This is a genomic window from Polaribacter batillariae (genome assembly GCF_017498485.1).
Classification (GTDB): domain Bacteria; phylum Bacteroidota; class Bacteroidia; order Flavobacteriales; family Flavobacteriaceae; genus Polaribacter; species Polaribacter batillariae.
Map to the genome: position 1 here is coordinate 2092286 of NZ_CP071795.1, position 15541 is coordinate 2107826.

Annotated in this window: 8 protein-coding genes; 1 reads left to right on the top strand and 7 read right to left on the bottom strand. The window is 32.9% G+C overall.

Annotated elements, in window-relative coordinates; all coding sequences use genetic code 11:
* The 5 genes from pbfA to JL193_RS09005 form a co-directional block, all read right to left on the bottom strand.
* The gene (gene pbfA / locus JL193_RS08985; RefSeq protein ID WP_207970489.1) at positions 1 to 1326 is read right to left on the bottom strand and encodes a (R)-1-hydroxy-2-aminoethylphosphonate ammonia-lyase; all 1326 of its coding nucleotides are present in this window, start codon (positions 1324 to 1326) and stop codon (positions 1 to 3) included.
* A gap of 2 nt (positions 1327 to 1328) precedes the next feature.
* Positions 1329 to 1997 (bottom strand): phosphonatase-like hydrolase, encoded by a 669-nt coding sequence (locus JL193_RS08990; protein WP_207970490.1) that lies wholly within the window; start codon positions 1995 to 1997, stop codon positions 1329 to 1331.
* A gap of 12 nt (positions 1998 to 2009) precedes the next feature.
* Positions 2010 to 3161 (bottom strand): TIGR03364 family FAD-dependent oxidoreductase, encoded by a 1152-nt coding sequence (locus tag JL193_RS08995; protein ID WP_207970491.1) that lies wholly within the window; start codon positions 3159 to 3161, stop codon positions 2010 to 2012.
* Positions 3151 to 4413, bottom strand: a complete 1263-nt coding sequence (locus tag JL193_RS09000) for a DUF5690 family protein (protein ID WP_207970492.1) — start codon at positions 4411 to 4413, stop codon at positions 3151 to 3153. Before JL193_RS09000 ends, JL193_RS08995 begins: the two co-directional genes overlap by 11 nt.
* 85 nt (positions 4414 to 4498) lie before the next feature.
* Positions 4499 to 7348: a TonB-dependent receptor gene (locus tag JL193_RS09005; protein WP_207970493.1), complete on the bottom strand. Its 2850-nt coding sequence runs from the start codon at positions 7346 to 7348 to the stop codon at positions 4499 to 4501.
* Positions 7349 to 7673: 325 nt separating this feature from the next.
* Between JL193_RS09005 and JL193_RS09010 the strand changes: the two genes are divergently transcribed.
* A complete protein-coding gene (locus JL193_RS09010; protein ID WP_207970494.1) occupies positions 7674 to 7958 on the top strand; it encodes a Sec-independent protein translocase subunit TatA/TatB in 285 nt (94 codons plus the stop codon).
* 329 nt (positions 7959 to 8287) lie between these two features.
* Here the strand turns inward: JL193_RS09010 and JL193_RS09015 are convergent, their stop codons facing one another.
* Both JL193_RS09015 and JL193_RS09020 read right to left on the bottom strand, forming a co-directional pair.
* Entirely contained in the window at positions 8288 to 10156 is a 1869-nt protein-coding gene (locus JL193_RS09015; protein ID WP_207970495.1) for an ABC-F family ATP-binding cassette domain-containing protein, read from the bottom strand.
* Positions 10157 to 10502: 346 nt separating this feature from the next.
* Complete coding sequence (locus tag JL193_RS09020; RefSeq protein ID WP_207970496.1) at positions 10503 to 15176, bottom strand: fibronectin type III domain-containing protein; 4674 nt, start codon at positions 15174 to 15176, stop codon at positions 10503 to 10505.
* Positions 15177 to 15541 lie beyond the last annotated feature (365 nt).

A 15541-nucleotide genomic window follows, 5' to 3' on the forward strand; every position in this document is an offset into this window, starting at 1 on the left:
TTACAGAGAAAGCAATCCTTTTTTTAGTGTTTTTAAGAAAAATTCTACCTCGTCTTTTGTGATGATTAAACTGGGTTTTAGGTTTAGAATATTACCCTGAATTAATTTGAATGAAATTCCGTTTTTTAAGCAAAAATTCATTAATTCGTGTGCTTTTTTAAAGTCTCTTTCTTTTGTTACTTTGTTTTTTACAATATCTACGGCTAAATTAAGGCCTAAGCCAGTTACGTTTCCAACACAAGTAAATTGTTCTTGTAGTTTTTGCAGTTCACTCTTAAAATAAGCACCTAATTCGGCTGTTTTTTTCAATAAATTTTCGTCGATAACAAAATCTATTACCGCTTTTGAAACAGCCGAACATAAAGGATTTTTTTCGTGTGTATAATGCCCAATGGATTTATGGTTGATATTATTTAACGCTTCTGTGCCTAAAATGCCCGCAAAAGGTACAATTCCACCTCCAAAACCCTTGCCAATTACTAAAATATCGGGGGTTACAAAATGTTCGGATGCAAACATTTTTCCTGTTCGACCAAATGCTGTATAAATTTCATCAAAAATTAAAAGAATATTGTTTTTTGTGCACAATTCTTTTACTTGTTGCCAATAATATTTGCTAGGTACTGTAGAATTGTAAAAAATAGGTTCCGAAATTAAGGCTGCAATTTCGCTATTATTTGTAATCTGAATTTTTAATTGCCTTAGGTATTCGTCGTCGATTTTCTTCGTTTCTTTAAAACCCCAAGGATTTCTATAATAATCTGGCAATTCTAAGTGTATTGCGCCAGGCATTACTGGTCCCAAACCTTCTTTAAAATGTGCATCTGCACCAATGGAAATTGCTTGAAAACCTGCTCCATGAAACGTGCCATAATACGACAATGTTTTCCATTTTTTTGTATGATGTTTTGCCAACATTACTGCCATTTCTATCGCTTCGGAACCTCCAGGACAAAACAATACTCTTGTAAATTCTTTCGGAGAAATAGCAACTAACTTTTCTGCCAATGCTACTGCAGGTTCGTTGGTAAATCTTCTTGGAGAAAAAGAAAGTTTATTTATTATTTGATTCGAAATAGCTTCTATAACTTTTGGGTTGTTATACCCAACTGTATGCACGCCATTTCCATGAAAATCTAAATATTTTTTTCCATCTCCATCGTATAAATAAGCTCCTTCTGCCTTAGAAATTGTATTAAAAACAGGTGAAGACAACGATTGATGATAAAAACTCTTTGCATCTCTTTCTATTAAATTTTTAGAAAAAGAAGATTGCAACCCTTCAATTTTTAAATCTTTACTATTTTCTCCTTGATTTACAGACATTTTTATAAAACGGTTTCTAAAGTAGCCAAAGAATCTAAAATATATGTCGGATGTTCTTTTTCCAATTGTTCTTTGGTTTGTGCTCCTGATAAAACACCGACTGTAATTCCGCATTTTGCATTTTTACCTTCTTCAATATCAATTGCAGAATCGCCTGCTTTTAAAACAGTTGCTGGATCATCAATATTAAAAAGTTGCATTGCTTTTAAAATCATATCTGGGTTTGGGCGTCCTTTTTCGACATCGTCTGCCGTAATTAAAGCATCGAAATGTTGCCCTTTTTTCCATTGCATTTTTTCTAATAAACCTGTGGCTACTTTTCGATTATAACCCGTATTTAAAACAACAATAATTCCTTTTTCTCTTAAGTTTAAAATCGTTTTTTCTACGCCGTTAATTGGGCTTACTTCTAGGGTTTTATAAGCTTCGTCTAACAAAATTTTAAAGTCTTCGAATATTGCAGAAGAACTTTTATTTGCTTCGTTTAAATGTGCCAAAACATCTTTAATTGCTTGGTGTTTTTCTTTACCAGCACCATATGCTAAAACCGTATTTAAAGTAACAGCAACACCTGCATTTTTAATGGCTTTGTGTAAGGTTTTATAAACAACATTTTTCTCGTTTATTGTGGTTCCTGCCATATCTAAAACCACCATTTTTGTATGTTTCATTGGTATTTGTTTTTAAAGTATTTTTTGTAAATTTTCTTCAGAAAAACCAGCACTTGCTGTCATTCCTTTTCCGCCAATTCCTGTAACAATGTGTATGTTTTTACTTACTGAATGCTCAAAAATATCGCTATTTTTACATTGCGAATAAAAACCTGCCCAACGTTGCTGAATTTCGTATGTTGGCAAATCGATAATTTTTTGGGCTTCTTTTATCATAAAATTATCAATATTCATATTTAAATCGAACCCTAAATTGTCTATTTCTTTTGCAGTGGCATACTCGTGAGAATCACCTAAAATTACAGAACCATCTGTGGCTTGTTTAAAAAGAATATGTATGCCATATTTTTTCTCGAAACTTTCTAAATTTTCGTTTGCTTTAATCGTTTTCCAAGAAGCACATTCTTCAAAAGCTTCGTACCTACGAATGGTTAAACCTGTTAAAATAGAGCCCTTTAATTTGTAGTTTTTTTGCGGTTTTGTTTGCATCATTTGTAGTTTAGATACAATTAAATCGCTTTGATTGTAAATTGTTGGAAATAGTACTTTAAAATCGTTTCCGTTACAAATAATGGTTTTTGTAGCGCTGTATTTTTTTCCTTCGGAAGTAATTGCCACAGTTGCTCCATTTTGTTCTTCGACATTGATTACGGTTGTATTATAAAAAATGCTTGCTTTTAAGGTTTTAATCATAAAAGAATGCAAGGCATAAATCATTTTTAGTGGTTCTACAGTTACCTCTTCTGGAAAAAATAAACCGGCTTTACAATAACTGCTTTTTAAGCCTTCGAATTTCTCTAAACACTGCTGTTTTGTAAGTATTGTAGAGGTGTAATTATTGTTTTTATTAATTTGATAAAGTTCTTCTATGAGCTGAATTTCTTCATCATTTGAAGCAATATAAACCGTACCATTTTGTCTGATAGAAATATCGAATTCTTGCTGTATGAATTTGTAAATCTCTAAACTTCTTCGTCCGTAATTTTGCCATTTTTGATTCATTCCAGAGGGCACTACTTGTCCGAAATTTCGAACAGTTGCTCCTTGCGGCTGGCTGTTTTTTTCTAAAATTGCAACAGAAAGTCCTTTTTTTAAGGCGTGGAACGCATAAAACGTTCCAAGTATTCCGCCACCAACAATTATTAAATCGTATTTATTGTTCATAAATTAAAAAATTTGTTTGTGTTTTTTTGTGGTATTTTTTTCGGAAAAAAGAATAGCAATAAATAGAAATTACCAAACCAATAATTGCTAAAAAGTATAAAGTATTGGTAAAGAAAGTTAGCCAAGAAATATTTTTTTGTCCGAAATTTTTATAAAGTAATATTAAAATGCTTCCTAAGTATCCAAAAGCATCTGCAATGTAAATTAAGAAGCCTACGTTTCCATTAATTTTGTAGGTAGCAATCATTCTATCGAAGAAAATTCCATTGAATGGAACGTAACAACTGTAGAGTCCAAATCCAGAAATAATCATCCAAGTTAATGCAGAAATTATTTCAATTTGATAAAAATAAGTGCTAATTAATATCGATAAACATCCCACTATTAATACATAATGATAATATAAAAATGCTTTGTAATTTTTTGTGAAGCTACCAATAATTCCCAAAATAACCAAAACCGAAATTGCAATTGGTATTTCTGAAATACTATAAATTGAAGCATCTTTATACCCAAGAGCATCCCAAATTTCTCTGGCAAAATTGTCTCTAAAATCTCTTATAGAGGTTAATATCATATAAAAAACAACAATGCAAGTTAAAGGGGCTGCAAATTTTTTAAAAAGTGCCTTTCGTTCTTTTGAATTAAGCGTTTTTCGTTCTTTTTTTAAGATTTTGTCTTCTATAGAAGGCGCAGGAATTTTCTCTAACAACCATGCAAAAAATACTAACGGAAGCATAAAAATTGCGCCTGTAACAAAAGGCATCCAAAACTGGTTGATATTAAAATCGTCTAACACTATTTTTCCGATAGATTTTACGGCTCCAGACGAAACAATAAAACTAGAAGAAAGTATTACGCCTAACAATTCAGAAGCTTTTCTGCCTTCGAGATACGAAAAAACAATGCCCCAAATCATTCCTAAAGGCAAACCATTTAAAAATAAAAACAAAATATTATAAGGGGCAGGAACTATTGCAAAGCCCAACAGCGCGAGTTCTGCAAAAAGAATAAAACCGATTAAAAAGAATATTCTTTTGTTCGATTTCATCTCTGCAATTACTTTTATTCCAATAAATTTAGAGAGTGTATATCCAATTACTTGAGCGATAATTAGCAATATTTTATAGTTAATACCCCAAAAAGCAAGGTCTTGAAAAGTAGCCACTGTAAACGGTTTTCTAAACGCATACATACAAAAATATGTACCAAATGCGGCCAAAGATGCTTGTATTAAAAACCTTATATTCATGTTGTTTTTGTAATGTAAATAAAAGGAAAGCAAACTCTTAACATACCATTAAGAGCATTGCTAACATTTAACAAATTGTACGCTACTATAGGCTATATTTTATTCCGATATTTCCTTTAATTCCATAGAACTCTACTTGTTTTGGACGATCTTCTGATTGCCCATAATGATAAATTAAAGGGTTGTTTAAAATGTTATTTACATCTGTAAAGAGGGTCCATTTTTTTCCTATTTGATACGATGCAGAAAAATCTAACGTGTTGTATTTTCCATAATACACATCGTCTAAATCTCTTTCTCCGTAAGCAATTGCATATTTTCCTTTATGGTTAAATGCCAACCTCGTGTTAAAGCCGTCTTTTTCGTAAAATAACTGTGCATTAAATAGGGAGTTTGCTTGGTAAGCAACCGCAACTTTTCGTCCACTTGGTTTTGTCATTTCAGAATCCATTAATGTGGCATTAACTTGTGTTCCAAAATATTTCCAGAAACCTGGTAAGAAGTCGAAACGCTTGTTTATACCTAGTTCGATTCCGCCAATCCAAGATTTTGCTCCGTTTACAGGTGTGCTAAATTCTACACCAGAAATACCATTATAAGTACCTTGATAAGTATCGTTAAACACAGGGTCTGTAATTGATTTGTAAAAAACACCTGCATTTATAACTCCTACATTTTCGAAGTAATACTCTCCTAACAAATCTAAATTCCAAGAATATGTTGGGTTTAGGTTTGGGTTGCCTCCTTTAAATTCGTTGTCGAAAGAAATGTACGTTCCAGAAGGAGAAATGTCTCCAAAATTAGGTCTCGAAAAACTTCTGGTCGCTGCAAAACGAATATTCATATCTTGTAAAGGCGAATATTTAATATGCAGCATTGGTAAAATTGCCCAGTAGTTTTTAGTGTTTTCTGCTTTTTTAAGCGTGCTGTTTTCAACGAGATAACCATCTACTTTTGTATTGGTTTTAGTGGCTCTTAAGCCTCCTAAAATGGTCCATTGTTCAGACGCTTTTAAAGTTCCCATTCCGTAGAAAGACAAATGGGTTTCATCTACATTAAAATTACGTCCTAAACCACTATTAAATTGTAATGCTGCAGAGTCGTCTGGTAAAACAGTTAAGTTCGCTCTATTTTTATTCCAGAAATTGGTCATTCCGTCTGTAGATAAAACAGGGCCAAAAGTCGATTGAATATTGGCTCCTAATTCTTTTAAATAATCTGCTCTTCCAGGTTGTTCTGTAATAAAGTTCGCTTCGTTAGATAAAAATGGTGCTGCACCTGCTCCAGACCAACCATAAAATAAATCTTCGAAAGTTGCTCGCCTATCTTTGTCTCTGTATTTTGTACCAACTTTAATCTTAAAGGTATCGTTTACATCTAATTCGTAATTTAATGATGCTACAATATTGTCTCTTTCTTTAATTGAAATTTTATACAATTCTAAATCAGAAAATTGCATTTTAGTGGCATCCATTTTAAATGATGGATCGCTATAAAAGCCAAATAATGCATCGACATCGTTATAATCTAATTTTCCTCCATCTGCTTTCCAGTACGCTCTATGGTCTCCTGCTCCACCTGTGTTTGTTGGTCTATTTTGTAAATAATCTGACTTTATACCAACACCATCTTGGTTGTATTTTATTAAAAAGTAACTTTTGTCTTCTGCTGTTGGAATGTTTCCATACTTAAACTCATTTGAGTACGAAGCAATGCTCCAATCTAGTTTTCCGTTACTAAAATTGTGTTTTCCACCAATTTCGCCACCAAACATTTCTGTAACTAACTCGTTATGTATGTTTTGAAGTTCTACTCTTGTTGTGCTTGTATTTGCATCAAATTTATCGAAACGAACCCTGTGTTTGTAGTGTTTTTCTGTATCTGACAAGGTACCATACATTCCTCTAAAATACATTTTGGTAGCTGGCGTAAAATTGTATTCCATCGCTCCATTAATACCTTTGGTAATTCTTTCTCCATTGTAATCTCTTAACTCCATTCTAAAAACACCTTCGTCTCCTTTTCTTCTTGCTTCGAAATTGTCTGTTCCCCAACCTCTATTCCAGTAAGAAGCGTTTAAAATGTAACCGAATTTTCCGTCTTTACTTTTATTTCCAATTGTTAAAGAAGCGTCGTAGATTGGTTTTGCAGATTTTACGTTGTAACCTCCACCAACATTTACACTTAGTACTTTTTTTGCTGGTGCCGTTTGTGTAATAAAGTTTACGCCTCCTCCAATTCCATCAGCCTCCATATCTGGTGTATATGCTTTAGCCGCTTGCACATAAGAAATTAATTCTGATGGAAAAAAGTCGAATGCAGTTGCACGTGAAGTGGTTTCTTCTTCTGCAGTAGGAATTCTGTTTCCGTTTATTGTGGTAGATGCCCAAAATGGTGGCAACCCTCTTACAGACACAAAACGCCCTTCTCCTTGGTCTCTTTCTATAGATAACCCTTGGATACGTTGTACGGTTTCTGCTGCATTTCTGTCTGGTAATTTTCCTATTCCGTCTGCCGCAATTACATTCATAATACTCATCGATTTTTTTTGAATATTTAATGCTCTTGCTTCGCTATTTCTTCTTGTAGATCCGCTAATTACAATTTCATTTAATTCTTCGGATGAAGCTTCTAGGACAATTAGACCTAAATTAACACTGTTGTTTTCTACAACTGTTACAGAAATTTCTTTCTTTTTAAAACCTATATATGAAATTACGACACTTAATTTACCTGCTTCGACATTTGTTAATACAAACTTTCCATCGAAATCTGTATTTACACCTTTATTTGTATTGCGAATCATAACACTTGCTCCTGGTAATGGATAGTTTCCATCACTTACAGTACCAGTTATGGTTGCTTTTTGTGAAAATGCACTGCTCGTTGCTAACAAAACAAAAAACGTACTTATTAATAGTTTCAAATTATTCATTTGTATGATTATTTACAATTATTAAATTTTACTCCACAAATAAACAGTTAGTTTTACTATTTGTAAATATTTAAATATTAAGAAAGTTTTATGAAAACAGAAATAAAATGTTAGTTTAAGGTTAACAATGTTATGTTAATTAGAAGAAAAGTGCTAAAATGCTTTAAAATAAGGCTTTTGTTTTGTAAAAAATAATTAACAAAAAATTTACAAATAGTAAAATTGAGAAAGTACAATACAAAATTTTAACTTTTTTTTTCAAAAAAGATACCTAAACCATAGTTTGTTTATTCAATTTATTAAAATAACTCAGTATCTTTGTTGTATGAATACGATTGTACTTTTTATAAGTGGTCCAGAAATTGTGGTTATTATGTTAATCGTAGTAATGGTTTTTGGTGCAGATAAAATTCCTGAAATCGCTAGAGGATTAGGGAAAGGAATGCGTCAAATTAAAGATGCAACAAACGATATTAAGCAAGAAATAAAAGACAGCTCAGAAAATGTTGGTGTCGATACTAAAAGTATCACAAAAGACATTAATAAAGAAATTAGCTCTGTAAAAGAAGATATAGACGACCTTACAGGCCCTGTAAAAAGACGTTTTTAGAGTTTTATTTTTGGAAGTGTAAGTTGGCTTTTTTGAATAATTTTCTTTTTAATTCTGATACTGCGCTTATATAATGCCATTTTATTCTTTTTGATTAAGCATAAGTCGAATTTTTTAATTTATCTTTTTCCGTTTTTCTTTTATTATTAGAAGAAACTGTAACGAAGGTTATGCTTTATTTTTCTAATGGATAATAATTTCCGAAATTTCTCCGTGAACCTCAGCGCAACTATCCGTGAAAATATGAGAAATTTGTGTCTCTTTATTTTTTTAAACCTCTGCGGTTTTTTGTGTTTTCTTCGTAAATCTCTGTGGAATAAAAACCTAATCTAATCTTCCAACAACATAGAAAGCTCTAACCAGCGTTCTTCTTTTTGGTCTAAAAGATTTATAATTTCTTGTAATTCTTCAGATTTTTTAGCAATAGTATCGGGTTCGATCTCTACATTTAAAAACTGATTCTCGATGATTATTTTCCTTTTTTGAAGCCTTTCAATCTCTACTTCTAAAGCACCAAACTCTCTTTTTTCATTAAAACTTAAACCCGATTTTTTTGCTTTTTTTTCTACCTTATTTTCAACAGGTTTTTTAGCTGTTTCTTTTACACTCTCGTTATTATTAGAACTGTCATACGCTCTAAAATCGGAATAATTTCCAGGGAAATTCTCGACCACACCATTACCTCTAAAAACAAAAAGGGCATCTACAATTTTATCCATAAAATATCGGTCGTGAGAAACCACTAATAAGTTTCCTGGGAAATCTAGTAAAAAATTTTCTAAAACATTTAAGGTAACAACATCTAAATCGTTTGTTGGTTCATCTAAAATTAAAAAATTCGGATTCTGAATTAAAACCGCACATAAATACAACCGTTTTTGCTCGCCTCCAGAAAGTTTTTCAACAAAATCGTATTGTTTCTTCTTATCAAACAAAAAACGTTCTAATAATTGCGATGCAGAAATTTTTCTTCCTTTAGAGAGTGGTATAAATTCTCCGAATTCTTTTATTACTTCGATAACTTTTTGACCTTCTTTAATTTCGATACCAGCTTGTGTATAATAACCGAATTTTACAGTTTCGCCTAAAACCACTTTACCACTATCTAAAGGTGCTTTTTCTGTAATAATATTTAAAAAAGACGATTTACCTGTGCCATTTTTGCCAATAATACCCACTCTTTCTCCACGTTTAAAAACGTAATCGAAACCATTTAAAATCTTTTTATCTCCAAAAGATTTACACACTTTATGAAGTTCTAGAATTTTACTTCCCAAACGTTCCATATGTATTTCTAGTTGAACTTGGTGGTCTTTTCTACGTTGGTGTGCTTTTTCTTTAATTTGATAAAAATCGTCTGTTCTCGATTTCGACTTTGTAGTTCTCGCTTTGGGTTGCTTTCGCATCCATTCTAACTCTTTTTTAAACAAACTTTTTGCTTTGTTTAAATTGGTTGCTTCTAAAGCCAAACGCTCTTCTTTATTTTGAAGGTAATAAGAGTAATTTCCTTTGTATTTATAGATTTTACCTTCATCTAACTCTAAAATTTCGTTACACACACGTTCTAAAAAATAACGGTCGTGTGTAACCATAAATAGGGTAATTTTCTCTTTTGCAAAAAAGGCTTCTAACCACTCAATCATTTCTAAATCTAAATGATTGGTGGGTTCATCTAAAATTAATAAATCGGGTTTGTTTATTAAAACAATTGCCAAACTAAGGCGTTTTCTTTGCCCCCCAGAAAGTTTACCCACTTTTAAAGACAAATCTTCTAATTTTAGTTTCGATAAAATTTGACGGTATTGTGTTTCAAAATCCCACGCATTAAATTGTTCCATTTGTTCAAATGCAATTTGATATGCATCTGTATCATCTAAGTTTTTTAGAGCTTTTTCGTATTGGTTTACAATAGAAAGAATTTTGTTTTCTGTGGCAAAAATGGTTTCTTCGATGGTTAGATTTTTGTCTAAATCGTCATTTTGAGCCAAATAAGCAATAGAAATATCTTTACGAGTAACTATTTGCCCAGTGTCTGGTACATCTAAACCCGCGATAATGTTTAAAATAGAAGTTTTACCACTTCCGTTTTTTGCAACAAAAGCCACTTTTTGGTCTTTATTAATTCCAAAAGAAATGTCTTCAAACAAAACGCGTTCTCCATAGGATTTAGAGATATTTTCTACTGATAAATAGTTCATTAATCTTCTTTTTTGCAAAGAAACGAAAAATCGATGGTGTTCAGTTAAGTTTGACTCTCAATTATTTTTTAAGAAAAGTTTTAAACGAGAAAAACCCAAGGTAAATCTTGGGTTTTTTCTTTTCATCTTCACTTAATATTTAGGGGGCTGCTTAGAGGGGGAATGCAAAATTAAATGACATTATAATGTTGATGTTGTAAATATAAACGTTAAATAGGTACTTGTCAATCCCTGAACACCGTATATTTTTTGCATCCCTGAGCTCAGGGATGGTAGAAAAATAAAGATAGTAAGAAACCCAGGCTATTCCTGGGTTTCTTATTATTGAAAAAAAAATTGAAAATGCCTAATTTTTGATGAATTTTTGTAGGAATGTTTCTTCTTCATCCGACAGTTCAACGAAATAAACGCCAGTTTTTAAGTTCGAAATATCGATGGTATTGTTAAATAATTTTCCTCTTAAAATTGTTTTTCCTGTTAAATCTATAATTTTATAAACACTATTTAAATTATAAATTGGGTTTATATTTAAAATATTTTCTGCAGGAATAGGATATATAAGAACATCGCCAATACGATTATCTAAAGTTCCAGCTGCAGAAGAAACGTTTACAGAATTTAAACTTTCTAATGTATTTGCAATGGAAGCATTTCCTGTAGAACCAGTAATTGTAACTTGGTCTATATAAATTTGATCGGCATTTGCACTAGCATCGTTTTGAAATCTAAAACCAGCGTTAGAAGCAAACGTATAATCTAAAGAACTTAAAGTAACTGTAGCTTCGTAATACGTATTGTTTTCGAAATCTGTACCACTTACGTATGTTTGTACAGTGGTCCAAGAAGTACCATTGTAGTAACGAAGCCAAAAATCTTCACCATTTTCCATACTATAAGCATAGAAGAAGAAGTTAATTGATACTTGAGTGTAGGGTGTTAAATTAACATTTGAAAGTGTCATTGCAGAACTTACGCCAGAATTGTCTCTAATTCTTACAGAATAAGAGCCTTCATAAGAATAGCTAGAGTTTACTCTTGCGCAATCAGATCCGCCATCTATCCAACCATCTAAACCTGTTTCAAAGAAACCTTGATTTAGAACAACGCTAGCACTTTGGCAAGGGCTACAAGAAGCCCCACCACAATCGATACCTGTTTCGTCTCCATTTTGAATTCCATCAGAACAGGTTGGCGCCGCCAAAGTTGTAACGTTTAAAGAATTACTATTTCCCGAAACATTTCCTGCTGCATCTTTTGCCCTTACTGTAAATACATAAGAAGTATTTTCTGAAAGTCCTGTTGCTTGATAAGATGTGCTTGTAACTGTTGTAATTTTGGTTCCATTTCTAAACACGTCATATTCTGTAACTGCAACGTTGTCTGTAGAAGCTGTCCAAGATAAATCTACGGTAGTTTCTGTAATATTTGTACCTACCAATGCAGAAGGATTTGTTGGAGCCTGAGTATCTGGGCCAGATGCTCCTATATTTACAGTGTAATCTTCAACTTCTCCATAAGTAAAGCTTTGGCAAGAGGTTGGTATGGCATTATAGCTCATAGAAACACGCATTCTTGTAGTGTTTGTAACAGCAGAAACAGGCACTGTAAAAGAAGCTGAAACGGTTGCAGATTGGCTAGGTGCATTCGATAAAACTTGTTCGCCAGCGTCTGTAAAATCGCCATCTTTATTAAAATCAATCCAAACAGAATAACCTTCGTTGTAACTTGTACCTGTCCAAGTTGGGGTAACAGTTACTGTGTAGGTATTTCCTTTTATCAAACTTGTTGAAATTGCTGTAAAATCTGAATAAAATTGAGCTCCAGAAGGGTTGTCGATACTACCAAGTTGCACTCTGCTTATATATTCGTCGTTTACATTAGAGCTTTGTGAGGCACAATAGTTTACAGGAGCTGTGTCTGTAGTAATGGTAATGCTATTACTAGCAGAAGATACGTTTCCAGCTTCATCTTTTGCTCTTACTGTAAAAGAGTAAGTGGTATTTGCTGTTAATCCTGAAACAGTAAAGTTTGTGTTTGCTGTGTTTCCAACAACGGTGTTTCCTCTTAAAACGTCGTAAGAGGTCACAGCAACATTATCTGTAGAGGCATTCCAAGTTAAAGTAACACTTGTATTTGTTTTTCCTGATGAGGCCAAAGATGTTGGAGCAGAAGGCGCAGTTGTATCTGGGGCAAGTGTAGTAATACTTTGGGTACTACTCGCAGAAGATACATTTCCTGCTTCATCTTTTGCAACAATATAAAAACTATAGTTTGTGCCAGCAGTTAAACCGGTTGCAGTATAAGAAGTACTTGTTACTGTTGTTACTAAGGTTCCGTTTCTGTAAACATCATAACCAGTTACAGCAGTATTATCGGTAGAAGCGGTCCAAGATAAATTTACCGAATTTGTAGTAACATTCGAAGTTGTTAAGTTGGTTGGTTGTGTTGGTGCTTGTGTATCTTCGGCAACATTTGCAGTAAATTTGCCAGTAAAAACTCCTCGTCCGTAAGTAGAAGCAATAATTTTGTTATTGGTATCGTCTCCACCAACAGCCCAATAATCGAAAGATGTAACACTTACATCACTCATTCCATTGTAAGACTGTGTCCAAGTTGGGTTTGCATTGTTAAAGTTTGTGGTTGCCCAAACACCTAATTGGGTTGCTAAAATAGCTTCGTTTCTAGCTAATGGATTTTGTAAGAAATCTCTAACAGGTATATTGGGTAAGTTTCCTTCTTTACTAACCCAAGAATTTCCTGCATTTGCAGAATACCATACACTTGTTACTCCATAATTGTGGATGGTTACCATAATATCGTTCGCAGTTTCACCATATCTTATAGAAGAAATAGCACCTACAAAAGGGGTGTTTATAATAGCCCAAGTAGCAGATGAGTTTGTAACATCTGTTAGTTTTAATAAACGTCCATTTGCCAAACCAACATACCAAGTATTATTTGCAAAAGGAGAAGCTCTAAAAGCTGTAGGTTTTGCAGTTAAAGAATTATTTGTAATTGTTCCACTACTATTTGCAGCAACATTTATACTTCTAATAGAGTAATTTGCAACATTATTATTTACACTGGTATTGTTAGATAATAACCTATTTGCATCACTATCATAACCCATTTGGTTTACAAAATCTCCTGTTGTTTTGCTATTAGATAAACTTGTTGCAGCTCCTTCTTTTCTTCCTAATCCATTCCAAGGTAAATTAAATCTGTAAATTACATTATTTATAAAAGTTGCTATTACATATTCTCCATCTTTATCTACAAATGTATAAAAGCCATCGCCATCACTTAATTCTTCGGAGCTATTAATACCCACAGAAGTATTTCCATCTCTAAAAGCTTGTGTTCCATTGTCTTGTGATCCAGCAGAAAAAATACCTACCTCATCACCCACACCATCAGGACCAATAGCCGCTTTTACAAACTGAGTAACATTATAATTTTTATTTCTTGAGTTTATTGTATTACCAGAGTTTCCAGAATAATAAACTCCACCATCGTTTCCAAAAAGCATTTCGCTAGAGTCGTTATTTCCAAAAGCGATTGAATGTTGGTCTGCATGAACTAAAGAAGCGTCTAGTGTGTTTAACCCAGGGTTGTTAGACCATTTAGAAATTTGAACCCAAGAATTTGCTCCACTGGTAGATTTAAATAAATCGATACCACCAACAAAAACAGTTTCGTCGTTTGTAGGATCTGCTTCGATTACCAAGTCGTAAAAAGCTTGTCCTCTACAAAAATCGTTGGCAGCGATGCCATTGTCTGCGTCATTTGGTAATGTTTTTGGAGTAATATTATCAAAAGCACTTGTTGTTTTGTATATATGTACAGGAGCAGCTTCAGTAGTTCCTTGTGTTAAAGCATATAATTTGTTTGCATTAGTTGCAGAAGCTTCTAATTCTACCCTATTTGAATTTGGTAAAGGAGAAGTAGCAGCTTCTGTCCAAGTAGAACCGTTTGTAGAGCTGTAAACTCTTCCTCCACCTTCGCCTAATGCAGAACCAATTGTTCCCATCCAAATTCTATTATCTGCTCCAACTTCAAAATCGTTAGGAATGTAATAATAAGTTGTATTGTTAAATGTATGAGTAAGGTTTGCAGATTCTATTCTATTCCAATTTAAACCGTTATTTGTAGAACGATAAATACCTGTAGATTGTAAGCCTAACCAGTTAGATGGACTTTTAGCATCGCCATAAGAATGCGCACCTACAGCAACAAAAAGTTCTGTAGAAACTCCATTATCCCAAGCTAAAATATCATTTACATAATAAATTCCTTTTAAGAAAAGGTTCGACGCATTGTAGTTAAAAGAATCTGGACCCGCAGCAGGAATTGTTAATGGAGTCCATGAGTCACCTCCATTTACAGTTACATATACTCCATTTCCAACAACATCTCCAGCAGTATATTGCTCACCAGTTCCAACATACCATCTATCAGAATCTCTAGGATCTACAGTAATAGAAGTTACAGATAAATTTCCAGGAACATTGGTAACTCTGCTCCATTGAGAGTTTGCATTAGAAATGTTTGTGTTTTTCCACAAACCACCAGAAACTCCTCCAGCATAAACAGTATTATTAGTGGCATCGTTAGGATCGAACATAATTACTCTTGTTCTACCACCAATATTGTTAGGCCCTCTTTCTGTCCATGCATTGGTTGCATTTCCTGGGTTTTTTCTTTTGCCTCTTTTTTTGTGAAGTCTTGCTCTAAGTTGGGTTAATTCTCCATCATCTAATTCTCCAGTTGCAGGGTTTATCGTTAGCTCCCACATTTGTTCGTAATACCTATTTGGAGGCAAACCATTTAATTTTCGCTTCTTTTTGTCCCAAGTTAGGGTTTCTTTAAACGGACTATTTTTAACATAGTTTTCTAATTTTTCTCTTTGCGAGAGAATTTGCTCCATTTTATTATTCGCGTTTTCTTTAATTATAAAGAAAGCTAGCAATAAAAGAGAAAGTAAACTTCCTACAATAATTTTGACGTTGTTTTTTTTCATAATTGAATTAAATTGGGGGTTATTAATATTAATTTATTTTCGGTAAATAATGTATTATATACTTGTATTCTGTTAAAAAGTCATAATTTTTTATAAAACCGTTAACAAACATACTAAAACGATATAAAGTTGTCAATCCCTGAACACCGTATATTTTTTACATCCCTGAGCTCAGGGATGTGTATCCCTGAGCTCAGGGATGTAAAAAATTAATGAAAGCAAAAATGCGTAGTTATAGCTTGATTTTTTAGAAAAGTAAAAAAGAGTCAAAAATTGTTTTTTTAACGACTTTTTTGCAAAATGGAATCTCTTAATAATTCTTTTTAAAGTTTTTTTGTGCCAATTTGTAATGTATAAAACAGTGT

What these genes read in the sequence shown, in the direction of transcription:
- pbfA (WP_207970489.1), bottom strand. Translation starts at nt 1,326, where the DNA reads ATGTCTGTAAATCAAGGAGAAAATAGTAAAGATTTAAAAATTGAAGGG.
- JL193_RS08990 (WP_207970490.1), bottom strand. Translation starts at nt 1,997, where the DNA reads ATGAAACATACAAAAATGGTGGTTTTAGATATGGCAGGAACCACAATA.
- JL193_RS08995 (WP_207970491.1), bottom strand. Translation starts at nt 3,161, where the DNA reads ATGAACAATAAATACGATTTAATAATTGTTGGTGGCGGAATACTTGGA.
- JL193_RS09000 (WP_207970492.1), bottom strand. Translation starts at nt 4,413, where the DNA reads ATGAATATAAGGTTTTTAATACAAGCATCTTTGGCCGCATTTGGTACA.
- JL193_RS09005 (WP_207970493.1), bottom strand. Translation starts at nt 7,348, where the DNA reads ATGAATAATTTGAAACTATTAATAAGTACGTTTTTTGTTTTGTTAGCA.
- JL193_RS09010 (WP_207970494.1), top strand. Translation starts at nt 7,674, where the DNA reads ATGAATACGATTGTACTTTTTATAAGTGGTCCAGAAATTGTGGTTATT.
- JL193_RS09015 (WP_207970495.1), bottom strand. Translation starts at nt 10,156, where the DNA reads ATGAACTATTTATCAGTAGAAAATATCTCTAAATCCTATGGAGAACGC.
- JL193_RS09020 (WP_207970496.1), bottom strand. Translation starts at nt 15,176, where the DNA reads ATGAAAAAAAACAACGTCAAAATTATTGTAGGAAGTTTACTTTCTCTT.